Origin of the sequence: Aeromicrobium sp. (genome assembly GCF_037719875.1) — a bacterium.
Lineage (GTDB): Bacteria > Actinomycetota > Actinomycetes > Propionibacteriales > Nocardioidaceae > Aeromicrobium.
In genome coordinates this window covers 92977-110971 of the sequence record NZ_JBBJMJ010000011.1, presented here as the reverse complement: position 1 = coordinate 110971, position 17995 = coordinate 92977, and the positions used below count along the sequence as shown (strand labels likewise).

The 17995-nt window shown below is 67.4% G+C and carries 18 protein-coding genes and 1 pseudogene; 4 read left to right on the top strand and 15 right to left on the bottom strand.

Translation table 11 applies throughout. The features are described from left to right. Both WKF39_RS11710 and WKF39_RS11705 read right to left on the bottom strand, forming a co-directional pair. Positions 1-1336 (bottom strand): annotated as a pseudogene (locus WKF39_RS11710) (excinuclease ABC subunit UvrA); the annotation flags it as partial. A gap of 15 nt (positions 1337-1351) precedes the next feature. Continuing rightward, positions 1352-1693, bottom strand: coding sequence for an anti-sigma factor antagonist (locus WKF39_RS11705; protein ID WP_340388570.1), 342 nt, complete (start codon positions 1691-1693; stop codon positions 1352-1354). A 93-nt stretch (positions 1694-1786) separates the two neighbouring features. Here WKF39_RS11705 and WKF39_RS11700 point away from each other — a divergent pair, with 93 nt between their 5' ends. Continuing rightward, positions 1787-4099: a DEAD/DEAH box helicase gene (locus WKF39_RS11700; RefSeq protein WP_340388566.1), complete on the top strand. Its 2313-nt coding sequence runs from the start codon at positions 1787-1789 to the stop codon at positions 4097-4099. Positions 4100-4143: 44 nt separating this feature from the next. Here WKF39_RS11700 and WKF39_RS11695 read toward each other — a convergent pair whose 3' ends face one another. The 8 genes from WKF39_RS11695 to ssd all read right to left on the bottom strand — a co-directional run bounded on the left by WKF39_RS11695 (position 4144) and on the right by ssd (position 9092). Further along, the gene (locus WKF39_RS11695; protein ID WP_340388562.1) at positions 4144-4503 is read right to left on the bottom strand and encodes an Rv3654c family TadE-like protein; all 360 of its coding nucleotides are present in this window, start codon (positions 4501-4503) and stop codon (positions 4144-4146) included. Next, positions 4500-4850: a TadE family type IV pilus minor pilin gene (locus WKF39_RS11690; protein WP_340388560.1), complete on the bottom strand. Its 351-nt coding sequence runs from the start codon at positions 4848-4850 to the stop codon at positions 4500-4502. Before WKF39_RS11690 ends, WKF39_RS11695 begins: the two co-directional genes overlap by 4 nt. Then, positions 4847-5065: a DUF4244 domain-containing protein gene (locus WKF39_RS11685; RefSeq protein ID WP_340388558.1), complete on the bottom strand. Its 219-nt coding sequence runs from the start codon at positions 5063-5065 to the stop codon at positions 4847-4849. The genes WKF39_RS11690 and WKF39_RS11685 overlap by 4 nt, the downstream gene beginning before the upstream one ends. A gap of 58 nt (positions 5066-5123) precedes the next feature. Beyond that, on the bottom strand, positions 5124-5297 hold the full coding sequence (locus tag WKF39_RS11680) for a DUF4244 domain-containing protein (protein ID WP_340388556.1): 174 nt from the start codon (positions 5295-5297) through the stop codon (positions 5124-5126). Between the two features lie 120 nt (positions 5298-5417). Next, positions 5418-6107, bottom strand: coding sequence for a type II secretion system F family protein (locus WKF39_RS11675; RefSeq protein ID WP_340388554.1), 690 nt, complete (start codon positions 6105-6107; stop codon positions 5418-5420). Between the two features lie 8 nt (positions 6108-6115). Continuing rightward, positions 6116-6916 carry a type II secretion system F family protein gene (locus tag WKF39_RS11670; RefSeq protein WP_340388552.1) on the bottom strand — a complete coding sequence of 267 codons (801 nt, stop codon included), beginning with the start codon at positions 6914-6916 and terminating at the stop codon, positions 6116-6118. After that, positions 6913-8055: a TadA family conjugal transfer-associated ATPase gene (locus WKF39_RS11665; RefSeq protein ID WP_340388550.1), complete on the bottom strand. Its 1143-nt coding sequence runs from the start codon at positions 8053-8055 to the stop codon at positions 6913-6915. Before WKF39_RS11665 ends, WKF39_RS11670 begins: the two co-directional genes overlap by 4 nt. Continuing rightward, positions 8052-9092 carry a septum site-determining protein Ssd gene (ssd, locus tag WKF39_RS11660; RefSeq protein WP_340388547.1) on the bottom strand — a complete coding sequence of 347 codons (1041 nt, stop codon included), beginning with the start codon at positions 9090-9092 and terminating at the stop codon, positions 8052-8054. The genes WKF39_RS11665 and ssd overlap by 4 nt, the downstream gene beginning before the upstream one ends. A gap of 106 nt (positions 9093-9198) precedes the next feature. Here ssd and WKF39_RS11655 point away from each other — a divergent pair, with 106 nt between their 5' ends. Then, positions 9199-10002, top strand: coding sequence for an HAD family hydrolase (locus WKF39_RS11655; protein WP_340388546.1), 804 nt, complete (start codon positions 9199-9201; stop codon positions 10000-10002). Between the two features lie 21 nt (positions 10003-10023). Here the strand turns inward: WKF39_RS11655 and WKF39_RS11650 are convergent, their stop codons facing one another. The 4 genes from WKF39_RS11650 to WKF39_RS11635 all read right to left on the bottom strand — a co-directional run bounded on the left by WKF39_RS11650 (position 10024) and on the right by WKF39_RS11635 (position 14784). Next, a complete protein-coding gene (locus WKF39_RS11650; RefSeq protein WP_340388544.1) occupies positions 10024-10875 on the bottom strand; it encodes an SGNH/GDSL hydrolase family protein in 852 nt (283 codons plus the stop codon). A gap of 322 nt (positions 10876-11197) precedes the next feature. Then, a complete protein-coding gene (locus WKF39_RS11645) occupies positions 11198-11995 on the bottom strand; it encodes an FkbM family methyltransferase (protein ID WP_340388542.1) in 798 nt (265 codons plus the stop codon). Further along, positions 11992-13185, bottom strand: coding sequence for an O-antigen ligase family protein (locus WKF39_RS11640; protein ID WP_340388540.1), 1194 nt, complete (start codon positions 13183-13185; stop codon positions 11992-11994). The genes WKF39_RS11645 and WKF39_RS11640 overlap by 4 nt, the downstream gene beginning before the upstream one ends. A gap of 177 nt (positions 13186-13362) precedes the next feature. After that, the gene (locus tag WKF39_RS11635; RefSeq protein WP_340388538.1) at positions 13363-14784 is read right to left on the bottom strand and encodes a polysaccharide biosynthesis tyrosine autokinase; all 1422 of its coding nucleotides are present in this window, start codon (positions 14782-14784) and stop codon (positions 13363-13365) included. 285 nt (positions 14785-15069) lie between these two features. Here WKF39_RS11635 and WKF39_RS11630 point away from each other — a divergent pair, with 285 nt between their 5' ends. Further along, positions 15070-16032: an NAD-dependent epimerase/dehydratase family protein gene (locus WKF39_RS11630; protein WP_340388536.1), complete on the top strand. Its 963-nt coding sequence runs from the start codon at positions 15070-15072 to the stop codon at positions 16030-16032. Continuing rightward, positions 16022-17245, top strand: coding sequence for a glycosyltransferase family 4 protein (locus tag WKF39_RS11625; protein ID WP_340388534.1), 1224 nt, complete (start codon positions 16022-16024; stop codon positions 17243-17245). The genes WKF39_RS11630 and WKF39_RS11625 overlap by 11 nt, the downstream gene beginning before the upstream one ends. A 14-nt stretch (positions 17246-17259) precedes the next feature. Here the strand turns inward: WKF39_RS11625 and WKF39_RS11620 are convergent, their stop codons facing one another. After that, on the bottom strand, positions 17260-17976 hold the full coding sequence (locus WKF39_RS11620) for an oxidoreductase (RefSeq protein ID WP_340388533.1): 717 nt from the start codon (positions 17974-17976) through the stop codon (positions 17260-17262). Positions 17977-17995: the final 19 nt, after the last annotated feature.

Sequence of the window (17995 nt, the reverse complement as noted above, 5' to 3'; positions counted from 1 at the left end):
CGAGGTCGACGGCGTGGTCGGCGATCGCGATCGTCTCCGGCTTGTGCTCGACGACCAGCACGGTGTTGCCCTTGTCGCGCAGCTGCAGCAGGAGGTCGTTCATCCGCACGATGTCGTGGGGGTGCAGGCCGATCGTCGGCTCGTCGAAGACATACGTGACGTCGGTCAGGCTGGACCCGAGGTGACGGATCATCTTGGTGCGTTGCGACTCACCGCCCGACAGCGTGCCGGACCGGCGGTCAAGCGAGAGGTAGCCGAGGCCGATCTCGACGAAGGAGTCGAGGGTGTGCCGCAGCGTGTCGAGCAGCGGCGCCACCGAGGGCTCCTTCAACCCGCTCACCCATGCGGCGAGGTCGCTGATCTGCATCGCGCAGGCGTCGGCGATGTTGATCCCTTCGATCTTCGAGGACCGGGCCGCCTCGCTGAGCCGGGTGCCGTCGCAGTCGGGGCACGTGGTGAAGGTGACCGCCCGCTCCACGAAGGCACGGATGTGCGGCTGCATCGAGTCGACATCCTTGGACAGCATCGACTTCTGGATCTTGGGGATCAGGCCCTCGTAGGTCAGGTTGATGCCCTCCACCTTGACCTTGGTCGGCTCCCGGTAGAGGAAGTCCTGCATCTCCTTCTTGGTGAACCTGTTGATCGGCTTGTCCGGATCAAGGAAGCCCGACTCGGCATAGATCCGGACGGTCCACCAGCTGTCCGACTTCCAGCCGGGGATCGTGAACGCTCCCTCGGCGATCGACTTGGTGTCGTCGTAGAGCTGGGTCAGGTCGATGTCGTTGACCGCGCCGCGGCCCTCGCATCGCGGGCACATGCCGCCGGTGATGCTGAAGCTGCGTCGCTCCTTGGTCGGGTTGCCCCCGCGCTCGATCGTGACCGCACCCGCACCCGACATGGAGGCGACGTTGAACGAGAACGCCTGGGGCGAGCCGATGTGCGGCTTGCCGAGCCGGCTGAAGAGGATGCGCAGCATCGCGTTGGCATCGGTGGCGGTGCCGACGGTTGAGCGGGGGTCCGAGCCCATCCGTTCCTGGTCGACGATGATCGCCGTGGTCAGCCCGTCGAGGACGTCCACCTCGGGCCGGGCCGTCGTCGGCATGAAGCCCTGGACGAACGAGCTGTATGTCTCGTTGATGAGCCGCTGCGACTCCGCAGCGATCGTCCCGAACACCAGCGAGCTCTTGCCCGATCCGGAGACACCCGTGAACACCGTCAGTCGGCGCTTCGGGATCTCGATGCTGATGTCCTTGAGATTGTTGACCCGCGCCCCGTGCACGCGGATCAGGTCATGCTCATCGGCTGCGTGCCGCTCGGCGGCAGGTCCGCTGGTCACCGGGGTGATCCTGTCTCAGGCACGGCCCGTGCGGGCCTCGTCGAGCGTCGTGTGCAACCCGAAGACCTTGTCGAGGCCGGTGATCTCGAAGATCTTGAGGATGCGCTCCTGGGTGCACACGATATCGAGCGATCCGCCCTCGGCGCGAACTCGCTTGAGGGCGCCGACCAGGACCCCGAGGCCGGTCGAGTCGAGGAAGTCGACCTTCTGGACGTCGATGATCAGGCGGGTGCGATCGGCGTCGACAGCCGTCACGATCGCCTCACGGAGCTTGGGAGCGGTGTAGACGTCGATCTCGCCTCCGACCTCGATGATCTCGAACTCACCGTCGGCACGCGACGTCAGTGACAGCTCCATCTCGGCACTCCCCTTCTCCGCCTGCATTCAATCATGATGACTCGCGCGCGCCGACGAGCGACCTGTCAGCGGACAGTCTGGGAGACTCTGCTGGTGGACCCCGCCGATCTCCTGCTGCGCTACGGCGAACGGGTGACACACGTCGAGCGGTTGCCTGAGCACGAAGCGGTCGTCGAGCCGTGGCCGACCTGGGTCGATCCGGCGGTTCGGGCGATGTACGAGTCCGAGGGCATCTCGGCGCTGTGGGGCCACCAGGCCGAAGCCCTGCACCACGTCCACGCGCGCCGACACGTCGTCATCGCCACCGGTACGGCGTCGGGCAAGTCGCTGGTCTTCCAGGCGCCGGCCCTGACCGGGCTCGCCGAGGGTCGATCGGGCAGCTCACTTCGGGGCAACCGGCTGCCCACTGTCCTCTACCTGGCACCGACCAAGGCGCTGGCGGCAGATCAGCTGCGCAGGCTGTCCGGCGCCCGTGGGTTCGCCCGGCCCGCGACGGTCGACGGTGACAACTCGCGGGAGGAGCGGGTCTGGGCCCGGGACCACGCCAACTACCTGCTGACCAATCCCGACACGTTGCACCACTCGATCCTCCCGGCGCACGCCCGATGGGCTCGCGTTCTCGGTGGCCTCAGTCACGTGGTCATCGACGAGTGCCACCACTACCGGGGCGTCTTCGGTGCACACGTCGCCCATGTCCTGCGGCGGCTCCGGCGGATCTGCGCCTACTACGGCGCCGACCCCACATTCGTGCTCTCCTCCGCGACCGTGGCCGAGCCCGAGGTGTTCGCCGGCCGACTCACCGGGCTCGAGGTCGTCCCCGTGACCGACGATGCCTCTCCGCACGCCGCACGCACCATCGCCCTGTGGGAGCCGCCGCTCCTGCCCGGGCGGGACCCGACGAGCGGGGCAGAGGTCGAGAGCACCGTCCGTAGGGCCGCCACGACCGAGGCCGGCGAGCTCCTGACCGATCTTGTGATCGGCAAGGTCCGCACTCTCGCATTCGTCCGATCGCGACGCGGGGCTGAGGCCGTCGCCGCGACCGCGCAGCGGCGGCTCAGCGAGGTCGATCCAGAGCTGGTCGGCCGCGTCGCGACCTATCGCGGGGGCTACCTCCCGGAGGAACGTCGCGAGCTGGAGCAACGATTGCGCAGCGGCGATCTGTTGGGTCTGGCGAGCACCAATGCGCTCGAGCTGGGCATCGACATCGCGGGCCTGGACGCCGTCATCAGCGTCGGCTTCCCGGGCACCCGCGCCGCGCTCCAGCAGCAGTTCGGACGGGCCGGCCGGTCCGGTCGTGACTCGATCGGCATCCTCGTGGCACGCGATGACCCGCTCGACACGTTCCTGGTGCACCACCCAGAGGCCCTGCTCGGCGGCCCGGTCGAGGCCTCGGTCTTCGACCCCGACAATCCCTATGTCCTCGGACCGCACCTTGCGGCAGCGGCGCACGAGATCCCGCTGACTGAAGACGATTTCACCTTGTTCGGACCGCGCAGCGCGGAGGGCGTGCAGGCGTTGGAAGCGGCGGGCTGGCTGCGCAGGCGACCGGCCGGCTGGTTCTGGACCAAGCGCGAACGGGCCAGCGATCTCGCCGACATCCGCTCCAGCGGAGGCGCGCCGGTGCAGATCGTGGACGCGTCGACCGGCCGACTGATCGGCACAGTTGACGGTGGATCAGCGGACTCGACGGTGCACCAGGGCGCGGTCTACATCCACCAGGGCGACGTCCACATCGTCGACGACTACGACGTCGAGCAAGGCGTCGCCATCGTGCACCGAGACGACCCCGACTACTCCACGATGGCCAGGTCGGTGACCGAGATCGCGGTGACCGAGACCGAGCGCACGGTTCAGTGGGGCGAGGCAGCGATGTCGTTCGGCTCGGTCGACGTCGTCGACCAGGTCGTCTCCTATCTCATGAGGAGCACGACAGGCGGCGGGATCCTTGGCGAGGAGATGCTCGACCTGCCGGCCCGGACCCTGCAGACCAAGGCCGTGTGGTGGACGCTCTCCCCTGCGGCCGTCGCGGCCGCGCTGGAGCACGACGATGTGCCAGGTGCCGCACACGCCGCCGAGCATGCGGCGATCGGCCTGCTGCCGCTCCTGGCCACCTGCGACCGCTGGGACATCGGCGGCGTCTCCACCGCACTCCACCCCGACACCGGCACCTTGACAGTCTTCGTCTACGACGGCTATCCCGGGGGCGCTGGATTTGCCGAGCGCGGCTATGAGCTGGCGGCTCGCTGGCTGCACGTCACCCGCAGCGCGATCGACGCCTGCGAGTGCTCGACCGGCTGCCCGTCATGCGTGCACTCCCCCAAGTGCGGCAACGGCAACGAACCGCTCGACAAGGCCGGGGCCGTACGCCTGCTCGACGCCCTCCTGAGCGACGCACCGGCCACGTAGTCCGGCAGCGAGCTGCCGAGTTCCTACGCAACCAGATCCAAGACTTAGTCCGGCAGGTAGAAGTCGGGGGCGGCTCGGGCGTCCTGCTCGAACGCCCACCGGTGGCCCCACCACGACTTGCTCGTGCCTCGCGCGGTGATCGTGGCGACGTCGTAGTCCATCCGACATGTCAGCAGCTCGGCACCATTGCGGTCGACGATGCGTCGGGCCGCTGTGCAAGCATCCTGCCCCCCGACGCTGGCTTGGCTCGCCGCCAGCGCGGCCAGGTCTGCGGCCGCCGCGACTTGGTGTCGCAGGCGCACGAGCCCGGCGATCTCAGTGACGAGCACTGCGGCGATGACCAGCATCAGCGCGACCACCGAGGCCTGCACAGCCACCGCACCACGATCAGCGTGCGATCTCATGGCGACTCCACCGCGGCGACCGACGAAGACTCCATCTCCTGCGAGCCGATGCCCGAGAAGAAGGGCAGAGGCATCCGCGACCTGGCCGTCACGGTCACCGTCACGGCGCCCGACTCCGAGTCGACCGTCACCTCTGCACCCGACGGGGAGTGCCGACGGACGACTCCCTCGGCCTCCTGAATCGACTCGCCACGAGCGATCATGCGAGCCGCTTCGCGTGAGGCGTCCGCGAGGCGGACCTGGGTCAGGCCCAGAGAGACGACCCATAGCAACAGGAAGGAAAAGGCCACTGCGAACGGAGCGATTGTCGCCAGCTCGGCCGTCACCATCCCCCGATCTCGCCTCATGGGAATCGGATGGGATGGCGGGGCATGCGAGTGAACAGATCGTTGAGCCGGCCCCATCCCAGCGCGCGATCCAGCAGGTTCCTGATGGCCTCCATCCACGGATTGTGGTCGTCGAGAAGACCCAACTTGTAGAGAACCGCGGCGATCAGAACGGCGCCGAGAGTGCCGACCGTGTATTCGGCAGTCGCCATGCCGCGTTCGCTGTGAGGTGACATGCGAGGTCCTTTCGTCAGGGGGTCCGGGGCGACGCTCCGCCGCCCCGGACCGGTCGGATCAGAACGGGAGGAGGTCGGGGATCTTGCTGATGACGTCCTCGACGAGCTTGCCGAACCAAGGAGACTGCCCGACCTTGACGAGCACGCCGCCGATCGTGCAGGCACCGAGGGTGCCGACGGTGTATTCGGCAGTCGTCATGCCGTGCTCGGCGCGGCGCTGGAGGTGCAACATGTGGAGTCCTTTCGATGGATGAATCTGTCGACTAGAAGATGTGGCTCGAGCCACCTGATCTGCGACGACGACGCAGGCGCTGGGGAAAAGGGGGCCGGGTTGGGCTGCTGTGGACGGAGATCAAAAGAAGCTGAAGGATCGAAATGTGGCGATGATCGTCGGCACGATCCCGATCAGGAAGAACGCCGGCAGGAAGCATGCACCCAGGGGTGCTGCGGTGCGCACCGCGACCTTGCGGCTGCGCTCACGCCGGCTGGCCCGACGCTCACGTCGCAGCTCGTCGGCGACTCCCGAGACGACCTGCGCGACTGGCATGCCCGATGTCGCCGCCCTGCGAAAGGCGCGGCCGACCGGCGCAAGTGACCGCTCGGCGGCGAGTGTCCGCCACACCACCTCGGAGTCTCCGGCGATCGCCAGCCTGCCGGCGACCAGGCCGAGCTCGGACCCCAACGGCTCCGCCGTCGCTTCCGCGGCCAACGCGAATGCCGTCACGGGTGGACGGCCGACCTCCAGCGCGGCGACCATCAGGTCCAGTGCGGTGGGAAGCTGGGCGGCGATCTGCGCGCTGCGGCGGCGGACCGAGGACGACTCAAGCCTGCTCATCGACCGGTGCACGACAGCTGCAAGCGGTATGCCGATCAGGAGCCCGAGCGGCATACCCAGCACCAGCAGAGCCGCGAGAGGCGTGAGAATGGCCGCGAGAATGGCTGGATCCATCCGACTGCCCTGCCCCGGTCCGCCGAAGAGCGCGCGCCGCCTGGCGGTCGCCGTGCCCGGCATGGAGCACCACACCGCCAGAGCGGCCAACATCGCCGTGATCATGGCTCCCGCTCTGCGCTTGTCGCGATCTGCTCGACCCACGCCACCCCAGCACAGGCCAGCCCGCAACCTGCAGCGAGGCAGAGCACGCCGGGAATCGTCCCGGCGAGAACCGCGACCGGATCGCCCCCCATGCCTGACCCCAGAGCCAGGCCGAACACCGGGAGTACCGCCATGAGCCTCCCCGTCGCCCGCGCGGGTGCCAGCCCGGACTCGACCTCGCGCTCGACCTCGAGGTCACCGCGGGCGGTCTCCTCGAGCCGATCGAGCACACGCGCCAGGGGTGCCCCCGCCCGCTCGGCAACGAGCCACGCACCGGCAAGCTCAGCCAGCAGCTCTGCACCCGTTTCGTCGGCAGCCGCGGACAGGGCTGCGGGCACATCGCCACCGAGGTCGGCCGCGCGCGCAGCCGAGGCGAGGAAGTCGAAGTCCGGTGCCAATCCGGTCAACACCCTTTGTGGCAGGACTCCGGCACGGAGCTCGGCCGACATCAGGCCCATGGCCTCCGACACGAGCCCGCGCCGCAGTCTCAGACTCCTCCTGCGACGTTCGGCCCGCCACTGGCGCAGTCCGAAGACCCCCACGCCGATCGTGACCGCGACCAGGATGACGTGGGGCCCCGAGACTCCCAATGAGATGGCAGCCACCACCACCAGCACAGCTGCCGGCGGACCAACGATCGACCAGGAGGGGGTCCAACGGATGGCCTCCACTCCCAGCCGCTGCCGCGCCAGCCATCGCCCGGAGGGTCGCCGCAACAGGAGGGCCGACACCGTGAACAGACCGGCCAGCACCGTCACCCGATCACCGCCTCGAGCTGGTCGTGGCCCCATCCCTTCTCCGAGCGACCCCGTCCGAGTGACAGTGCAGGCACACAGCTGACCAGACCGTCTGGACTCCTCTCGAAGACCGCAATCTGTGCCACTCGACGCAGCCCGTCGGTACCGCGGACCAGGTGGATCACCAGATCCAGGCTGGCGCCCAGCTGGCTGTGGACGGCCTCGCGGGGCAGCCCTGCCGCCACCCCGAGTGCCTCGAACCTGGCTGGTACGTCGGTCGTCGAGTTGGCGTGCAGCGTGCCGCACCCACCCTCGTGACCCGTGTTGAGCGCCGCGAGCAGGTCGACGACCTCGGCGCCGCGTACCTCGCCGACCACGAGCCGGTCAGGACGCATCCGCAGTGCCTGACGCACGAGGTCGCGGACCGTCACGAGTCCTGCGCCCTCGACATTGGCCGGCCGCGCCTCGAGCCCGACGACATGGGGGTGGTCCGGTCTCAGCTCGGTGGCGTCCTCCACGATGACGAGCCGTTCATGGGGATCGACCTCTGCGAGCAGCGCGGCCAGCAGTGTCGTCTTGCCGGAGCCGGTCCCGCCTGTGACGACGAACGCCGCTCTCGAGGCGACAACCCGTCTCAGCACGGCGGCTGACTCGTCGGTGAGCGATCCGGCCGCGTGAAGCTGCTCCAATGTGAATGTCCGGCGTGCCGGCACGCGCAGCGAGACCAGCGTCCCTGGCCGAGCCAGCGGGGCGAGCACGGCGTGCAGACGGGTGCCGTCGTTCAGCCGGGCATCGACCCACGGACTCGCATCGTCGAGTCGCCGACCCGCCTGCGCGGCGAGACGTTGCGCCAGCCGGCGTACGGACGCCTCGTCGGCGAACCGCACAGCGGACTTCTCGAGTCCCCGACCACGATCGAGATAGACCTCATCGGGTCCGTTGACCAGGACGTCGGTGACCCCTGGTGTCGCGAGGAGTGGATCGAGGAGGCCGGCGCCGCGGGTCTCGCTGCGGAGCTGGTCGACGAGCGCGAGGACCGTGCCGCTGCCGGCAACCTGGTGCTCGGCACGCAACGCTGCCGCGACGCTGTGCGGGGTCGCCTCGGAGGTCTCCGCGGCGAGCCGTCGCCGGATTCGCTCCAGGATCGACAGCTCTGTCATGGGATCTCGAGTCCCAACGTGTCCAGCACAGCCGTCGCAGTGCGGCGTGCCGACCGGGATCGCCCCGGCCCCATGCCGCGGTCCACGGCGACACGGATCCGCCGATCGACACGGTGCCGGGCCAGGACCGGTAGCCCCAATGCCTCCGACACAGCTGCCGGTCCGACGCCGCCGGGCCGACCCACGCTGACGACGACGATCGATGACGCAATCTGCTGCGCCCGTTCGAGCACCTGTCGGGCGGCCGCGATCCCGCAGATGTCCTCCGCGACCACCAGAACGGTGAGCACCGATCTGCCCACGATGTCGACTCCCGCGGGACCGAGATGCCGGGGTATGTCCGCGACGACCAGGTCGAAGCCCCGCACCGCCGCCGTCAGGACCGAAGGCACCGCGTCTGGCAGCACCGCAGTGCCCGAGCGGGCCCACGACAATGTCGACACCCCGTGGTGCACCGGCAGGACATCCGCCAACGATCCCGCACTGAGCCGACCATGGGTTGCGTCGAAGTCATGCCATCGAAGCCCCTCCGCACCCTCACCCCCGGTGAGCAGCTCGAGCCCACCACCCAGGGGGTCGGCGTCGAACAGGAGCGAGCGCAACCCCCGCCGCTGCGCTGCCAGGCTGAGTGCCACGGCGAGTGTCGAGACACCGACACCACCAGAACCACCGACCATGCTGACGACGCACGCCTCACCCCTGCCGTCGAGCGCGATCGCCAAGGCCTCGAGGATGCCGTCCTCGTCATGCGGAGCAAACATCGCGACTGCACCGAGCGCCACGGCGTCCGGCCACCATCGTGCTGGCTCGCGAGCCAGCACGATGACGTGCTCCCGCCGTGGCAGCGCGGCCCTGGCCAGCTGGCCGGCCAGGTCCTCGCCGACGATCACCAGCGAGGCATGACGCCACGACCTGCGGGCCGCGGTGACGTCCGGGGCCACCTCGGGCACGGCTCCCACGGCGGCGCACCAGCGGAGTGCATCGTCGAGCAGCAGCTCGTCTGCGGTGGCGATCAGCGGGCTGACGACGTCGGGCATACGTCCGATCGTTGCGCGCGTGAGCTCTTGGCAAAACCCGCATGACACGCCCTGTGGACGGACGAGCCTGACCCATCAGGGTGTGGACCGGCCTATCCTTGAAGGTGTGAGCCCCTTGAGGTCTGCCGCATTCTTCGACCTGGACAAGACCATCATCGCCAAGTCGAGCACGCTCGCGTTCGGCAAGCCGTTCTATGAAGGCGGACTGCTCAGTCGTCGGGCCGTTCTCCGCAGCGCCTACGCCAATTTCATGTTCTCGATCAGCGGGGCTGACCACGAGCAGCTCGAGAAGATGCGCGCCTACATGACCCAGATGATCAAGGGCTGGGACGTCGAGGTCGTTCGCCAGGCCGTTGCCGAGACCCTGCACTCGATCATCGACCCGATCGTGTTCGACGAGGCCGTCGACCTGATCGAAGAGCACCAGGCCGCCGGCCGCGACGTCGTCATCGTGTCGGCCTCCGGGTCCGAGGTCGTCGCACCGATCGGCGAGATGCTCGGCGTCGACTACGTCATTGCCACGACGCTCGTCGCCGAGAACGGCCGCTACACCGGTGAAGTCGACTTCTACGCATACGGCCCCAACAAGGCCAAGGCGATGCGAGCGCTGGCCGCCGATCGCGGCTACGACCTCAGCGAGTCCTACGCCTACTCGGACTCCGAGACCGACGCGCCCATGCTCGAGGCGGTGGGTCACCCCTTCGCGGTCAACCCCGACAAGACGCTGCGCCGGATGGCCGAGGACAACGGCTGGCCGATCCTGACGTTCGCCCGGCCCGTCGCCCTGCGCCGCCGACTGGGCCTCGACACGCGGGTCGGCAAGGCAGCTGCTGCAGCCGTCGTCGCCAGCGCGGTCGGCGTGATCACGGTCGCCCTGGTCTCGCGCCGCAAGCAGCGCCTCGCCGCCTGACCTGTGACCTGCGGGGCTGAGTCAGGACCTTTCGAGAGCCTTTTCAACAGCCTTCGCGACATATCGCATGCCAGCGGCATTGGGGTGCAGGAAAGCGCCGTCACCTGGAGGGTTTTCGATCCCGTTGACCCACGCCTCTTGACCGGCGCACGCGTCGTGCCCGCGTGAGCCGGGGCGCACGTCGATGAACGGCACATCGGCAGCACGGGCGGCGCTCTTCAACGCCGACCCGAAGGCCTTCTCCACCTCCATGGCCGCGGCGCGAGAGGTCTCGGACATCGGCAGATCGGGGCAGTCACCCTGGTCCGGGACGATCCGCAGATAGCCCACCAGGAAGATCTTCGCTTCGGGGGCACGCCCCTTGATCTCTGACAGGATCGACCGCACCCGATCGCGGCTGGAGTCCTCGACAGTCTTGACGTACGCCGCGGAGAATGCGCGACACTTGGCGTCCGTCGCGGTGGCCTTGATCAGGCAGAACGTGAACAGATTCGTGGCAGCTCCTTCGTCATTGCCACCGACGCCGACCGTGACGAGGTCGGTGTCGACAGTCAGCGCATCCAGCTGGGGCCTGATCGACTCACCCTGCGCGGTCACCCGGCCGCTCCGCATGGTCTCGGTGGTCGCCCCTCCGCAGCTGACGTCGACGAATTCCTTCCACTTCAGCTGCTTGGCCACCAGGCTCGGGTAGTTGCGGTCGGAGCGCAGACAGGCGAGCGCGTTGGGATCCTGTTTCGAGATTGCCGGACCTGAGACAAAAGAATCGCCCAACGCCACGTAACGGCCAGAGCCTGGGGGCGGACCATCACCACCGCAACCGACGAGCGAGCCGAGCAGGACCAGCGCGATGGAACCAGCCCAACCTCGATGCATACGTCAACTCTAGCCCGGCCGCTTGAGGCCGGGCGACATCGATTGTGAATCTGTTCGCACAATGTTACGAGCGAGTAGGCCTGTCACTCTACGACTGGGGAAGGTACACAGGAGTTGAAGAACTCCACAGCGGCACAGCACCCGGTACCCACGCGGCGATCACCCGTCTCAATGGGATAGTCGCTCGCCGGTCTCCTCTCCACTCAGGGATTTCAGGAGCCGCGACGACGCAGATGACAGCACGCCTGGTAGCCGGAAATGCTGGCCAGGCGGCGCCGTTCCACGGAACTGGCGCCGCCGCTCTGTGGCGTTCGCGCGAGAATCAGGCCGGCATGTCGCGCGAGAACCAAGCCAGACCCAGGCCGGCCGCATAGCGATCGCGACGGGCGAGCTGAAGTCCTGCCGCTGCGAGGTGCGACTCCAGCTCCTCGAAGGTGTGACCGGGCAACGCGTGATACTCCATCACGAGGCGCTGAACTCCTGCCCAGATGTCCGGGGAGGTGTTGAGCACGATGTCATACTCCGCGCCTTCAGCGTCCATCTTGACAAGGTCGATATGACCGCCAGCGGCATCGAAGGCCTCGGCCAGGCTGACGCAGGGTACCTCGATCGTGACCGACCCGGCCTCCCCCAGGTGCAGCACGCCGTTGTGACCGCTGCCCGCTCCGTTGTCGGCCATGACGAGCTGCCCTCGAGCAGCCGCGACGGCCTCGTGATGCACCGTGACGCGGTCTGACAACCCATTGGCGTCCACATTGCGCCGCAGGTAGGACCCCGTTGAGGGAGTCGGCTCGTATGCCTCGACACGCGCGCCCGGGTGCTGGGACGTGAACTCCAACAAGAAGCAGCCGATGTGCGCGCCGATGTCCACCAGGACGGGCTCCCGCCCGAGGCCCTGGGAGAACCACGTCATGGCGTACTCATCCTCGGAGAACACCTCGTAGACCGGAACCCTGGCGCCCGGAACGTTGGGGCCGGTGATCTGCAGGTCGCCCACCCGGTAGACCAGCTCATCGGACCGGGTCAGGATCTGCTGCAGTACAGACCATCCATTGTCGAACGAGACCACAGTCTGGCGAATGCGTCGCGCGACGGAACGGACGCGGCGAGCAACCTTCATGAACTCTCCTTGGACAGCGCAGGCTCGAGGGATAACGGGTCGTCGACCGCAGACTTGTCGAGAAGCGGCACGAGAAATGGTAGGGCCAGGACACACCAGATATAGCGATCCCAGATCAATGGGGTCATCAGGCCGATCATGATGTAGCTCATGCACGGCAGCGCCAGCAACAGGTTCGACGAACCCAGCATGAAGGGCTGTCGTACGACCGCCACCAGGAGAATGACGTAGAACACCGCCCCCACCAGCCCGCATGCCGCCGCAATTTGCAGGTAGACATTGTGGGCCTCGAGGACCTCGCCAAACCCGCCCCCGACGATCGGGTTGGCCAAGAACTTGTCCAGTGCCTTCTGCGCCACCTGCTCTCGGACCTGGTCCGAGGCCGAGGCGCTTCCGCCACCGACCAGCCGGCCGAGAATGTTGTTCTGCACCTCGCCCGATGTCAGAATCCTGCCCACCACGTAGGCGGGAAGAATGCTGACGCCGAAAAGGAGCACGGCGGTCTCGATGGACTTCGAGAGGACTGGATACAGCACCGCCACCGCCACTGCCACCAAGAGGGCCGCACGGCTACCGCTGATCCAGATGCCGTAGGCACAGGTGCCACCGGCACCGACAACAATCCAGGCGTATGCCTTGGGCAGCTCCTGGTAGATGAACGGCACGAGCGCGAGTCCGAGCAGCGCGCACAGTCCGAGGACGTTGGGGTGCGTCGTCAGGCCGATGTAGCGATTCTCGAAGGAGGTGGCACCAAAAGCGACACTTTGGACCACGTTGACCACGTTGCCCGCTACGTAAGCGATCGCAAAGGTCACCAGGACAGCGCGGGGCGGGCGCCAAAGCATGAACAGCACCGGCAGCAGCAAGGCTCCGACCACAAGCCGCAGCATGATGTTCAGATTGACGAACGGCTCGGGATTGGCCACGGACGAGATGAGACCCACCGCCACCAGGCACCCCGCTGCCGCCAGGAACAGGACTTGCGGCTGGACCTTCTTCATGAGGAGGCCGGGGGCCAGCAGCAGGGTTGCCACGAGCAGACACACATCGGACGCTGTCACGAAGGTGAGCGCCGGGATCGGGCGCACGTCGTTCAGCGGCGCGAAGACGAAACCGATCGTGAGCACCGCGATGGCCGATCCTTCGATCCCGACTGCCACCAGCATCGTCACCATCGCGGCCGCCGTCACGGCGACTGCCGCACCCAGGGTCGAGTACATGCTCAGCGGCAGCAGGACGATCAGGGCCAGAGCGCTACCCAGGACCGGCACTGTCGCACCGACCCAGCTGGCCGGGCCGCTTCGATATGAGCCGGCCGAGCTGGTGCTGCGCGAGCTGGACTTGCGCCGAGTCCCTGTCATAGCTCGCTACCGCGATGCGCGGCGGTGTGCGCGCCGGGACTGCTCCTCGGCGCGGGACGGAGCCTCGGGCTCGGCGGTGGTAGTGCCGTAGCCATAGCCGTAGCTGTAGCCATAGCCGTAGGAGTCGCTGGTACGACGAGGGGTGCGGTTGAGGACCGTGCCGAAGAGCCGGCCACCCACCGTCTCGATGCGGGCTGCGGCAAGTCGCAGCTGCTCGCGGGTCGTCGAGCCATAACGCACCAACAGCAGTGCGCCGTCGACCTCGGTCATCAGGATCGAGGCATCGGCGACGGGGAGCATGGGCGGCGCGTCGATGATGACCACGTCGTACTCCTCGCGGACCTGCACGAACAGGTCGCGCATGGCCTGCGTGTTGAGCACTTCGGCGGGGTTGGGCGGGGTGGGACCGGTGCCCAAGAAGTTGACGCCGCTGACATGCGGCTGTGTGGCTTCGGCCAGGCTCGTGCGACCGACCAGCACCGTCACAAGACCGACGGTGTTCTCCAGGCCGAGCAGCTCGGCGACGTTGGGGTTGCGCATGTCGGCATCAATCAACAGGACCGATCGGCCGGTCTGGGCCATCGACAAGGCGAGATTGGTTGCCACCAACGTCTTGCCCTCGTTGGGGACGGCGCTCGACACCAGGATCGTCTGCGGCTTGGCGTCGACATTGGCGAACTCAAGATTGGTGCGCAGCACCCGTAGGGCCTCGGCCAGCGTGCCACCCCCGCCGGTGCTCAGCGGCTGCTTCTTGACCTGTGGCTCAAAGGGCAGTGTGGCCAGGATCGCGCTTCCGGCAAGCTCCTCGACATCCTCGCGACTCTTCACCGTGCGATCGAGCAGGTCGCGGAGCAAGGCGCCGGCGATCCCGACGAAGATGCTCAGCAAGATTCCAATCAAGATGTTGAGCGGGACATTGGGCGAGACGGCGGCCGAGCTGATGCTGGGTTTGCCCGCCACGCGCGCGACGATTGCCGGCTGGAGTTCTTCGTCTGCGGGCTCCTCGAGGCGCTTGATCAGCCCGACGACCTCTTGGGCCTCCGCGTCGGCGATCTGGCGCGCCAGCTCAGGGCTGTCCGCCTGGGCGTCGATCTGGATCGTCTGCGTGCCGGTGACGACCTCCGTCGTGATCTGCGACTGGAGTTCCTCATAGGTCATGTCGAGGTTGAGCCTGGTGATGACTCGTTGCATGACCGACGGGTCACGTGCGAGGTCGGAGTAGGACGCGACCCGCTGACCCACGGCCAGGCTTGCGGCATAGTCGGCCTGGCCCCCGGTAGGCGTCGACACGAAGAGCTTGACGCTCGAGCCGTACTGTGGGGTGATGCTCAGGACGAGCAACACGGTCGCCAACGATCCGAGCACGATGGTGCCCAGAATGAACTTCCAGCGCGCTCGCAGCGTGCCGAGAAATTGCCGCAGATCCACCTGGCTCCCCTTGTCGAACGGAACCGCCCGATTGCCGGAAGGTCAGAGCGAGTCTATGTGAGAAAGTGCGGCCATCCGGCCACACCCTCCACTATCCCACGGCTGGACTGGATCGGCTCAGCCGGTTTGGCGTGGCGCGTCTCGCGCATCAAAGTAGAGGGCAGGTCGGCAAAGCGCGGGGGCACCCGCGTAACTTGTCATCCGTCAATCGTTGTTTCGTGTAACGATCTTGGTCATAGGTCGCGCCACGACGCGGCACTCCAGACGAGAAGAATTGAGGGATCGATGTCAATCCTAGTTACGGGCGCCGGTGGATTTATCGGAGGCCACTTGGTGGCAGACCTCCTCAGCGAAGGCAAGAGCGTCAGGGCTGTTGACATCAAGCCGCAGGACGAGTGGTACCAGGTGCACAGCGACGCCGAGAACGTCGTCGCCGACTGCGCCGACATGGGTGACGCGCACAAGATGGCCGTCGGCACGCAGGAGATCTACAACCTCGCGGCGGACATGGGCGGGATGGGTTTCATCGAGAACAACAAGGCCGAGTGCATGCTCTCGGTCCTCACGAGCACGAACGTGCTGGTCGCCGCCCGCGACGCCGGTACACAACGCTACTTCTACAGCAGCTCGGCCTGCGTCTATGCCGGCGACAAGCAGACCGATCCCGACGTCACGGCCCTCAAGGAGTCCGACGCCTATCCGGCGGACCCCGAGGACGGCTACGGCTGGGAAAAGCTCTTCAGCGAGCGCATGGCGCGTCACTTCCGCGAAGACTTCGGCATCGAGACCCGGGTGGCCCGCTACCACAATGTCTACGGGCCCGAAGGAACGTTCGAGGGTGGCCGCGAGAAGGCCCCGGCCGCGCTCTCCCGCAAGATCGCCCAGGCCAAGCTCAGCGGCGATCACACGATCGACATCTGGGGCGACGGCGAGCAGAGCCGCAGCTTCATGTACATCGACGACTGCGTCCACGGCACCAAGGAGATCCTGGCTGGCGATAACGTCGAGCCGGTCAACCTCGGATCATCCGAGCTGGTGACGATCAACCAGATGGCCTCGATCCTCGAGGAGATCGCCGGAATCACTGTCACCCGCAGCCATGACCTGACCGCGCCGCAGGGCGTGCGCGGCCGCAATTCCGACAACACGATGTTCGAGAGCATCTACGGCTGGGAGCCGTCGATCTCGCTGCGGGACGGCCTAGAGAAGACCTACGCCTGGATCTACGATCAGCTGAGTGCCCGCTGACGCGATGAAGGTCATCCTGCACGACTTCTCGGGCCACCCCTTCCAGGCGGAGCTCTCCCGCAAGTTGGCTGAGCTCGGGCACAGCGTCGACCACGTGTCCGCAGACCAGTACGTCAGCGGCAAGGGCCATCTCTCGGTCCAGCCCGGCGACAGCCCGAACCTGTCGTTCACCGGCATGGCGATTGACCTGCCGTTCCAGAAGTACGCCCCACTTGGCCGCGTGCGGTTCGAGCGGGCGTACGGGCGAGCGTGGAACAAGCGTATCGACGACTCGCGACCCGACGCGGTCATCGCCTGCAACCTGCCGCTCATCTCGATGTTCCTGTTCGCCCGCCATGCCCGCAAGGCCAAGCTTGCGTACGTCATGTGGCACCAGGACATCTACAGCAGTGGGCTGGCAGATGAGCTGCGGCGCAGGCTGCCTCGGCCGCTGGCCCGACTCGGCACACGAGTGTTCATTCGGATGGAGGCCTATTGCACACGCAACGCCTGTCACGTCGTGGCGATCGGCGAGGCCTTCAAGGGCGTCTACCCCGGATGGAAGGTCGATCCGAGAAAGGTCTCGGTCATCCCCAACTGGGCCCCCCTGGACAAGGTGTTCCCGGTGCAGCGCGACAACCCACGCTCGGACGACCTGTTCCCGGACGATGCTTCACTGCGCCTCGTGTACGCCGGCACGATCGGCCGCAAGCACAATCCGCGGCTGCTGATCGACCTCCTGCGCAACGCCCTCGACAATGGCATCTCGGCTTCCATGGTCGTGGTCTCACAGGGGGAGGCGGCCAACGACCTGGCCGCGGCCGCGGCGACCGACGGGATTCCCCTTCGAGTCCTCCCATTCCAGCCGGCTGAGGACCTTCCCAATGTGCTCGGCTCCGCCGATGTCCTGGTCGCGCTGCTCGAGCCGGACGCCACCAAGTTCTCGATACCCAGCAAGGTGCTGTCCTACATGGCCGCCGGGCGACCGATCCTGGGGCTGATGCCGGCCGACAACCCAGCCGCGCTCGACATCACCGAGAGCGGTGGCATCGTCGTCGATCCGTCCGAGGTGGGAGCCAAGTCTGCTGGCGCCTGGCTCGTCGAGCTCGCCTCGGAGCCCGACCTCGTGGCACGAATCGGTGAGCGGACTCGGCAGACCGCCGAGCGCAAGTTCGACGTCGACAAGGTCGCGTCACAGTTCAGCGAGATTCTCGTCAGCGGCCAACCCGGTTGAGCATCCCGCTGATGTCAGAGCGCGAGCGGTGACGCCTCGGCACCTCGCGTGAAGGCCTGCGACGCATACATCAACCACTGATGGACCCCGGTCGGCTCTCCGCCCGCGTACGCCGTGAGAGCGGCGCGGTAGCCGTCGGGCTCCGCCGAATGACCGGCCTCGGGCACGGTCACCGACGCTGGGTCGACGCCCTTGGCGACGAGCACCAACCGCTCGGCGGCCCGACCGACGACGGCGTTGTGCGTCGCGAAGGCGCCTGCGGCGGCGATCTCGGCATGTACCAGTGCCGCGACGACGAGTCCCGGTGCAGTGGTCGGCACACTGAGCATCGACGCCAAGGCAGAGAGCCGGGCGACACCATCGGGGTTGACCGGTCGACCCAGGTCCGCATCGTCGACCGATCCGGCGGCGGCGAGCGCATGCATGCGGGCAAGGGCCTGGACCGGCGAGTGATGCCAGACCGGCAGCAGTCCGAGCAGCTCGGTGGACAGACGCACGGCTCCCCGGGCGACCTCGTCCCCACCGCCCGCAGCAAGCACCTCGACCTCGTAGGCGCTGCCGGCGAGCGCGGCGGTGGCCGCCGCTCCGAGCAGCAACGAGCGGGCGGTGTCTTCGGGTGAGCTGCGCCGCAGACCGCGATCACGGAGCATCGAGTCGATGCCGTCACGGGTGCCTGCGTAGGTCGACGGGATGCCCTCGAGCTGGGCAGCCGAGATGAACGGATCGGACACGCCCGAAGCGTACCGGCCG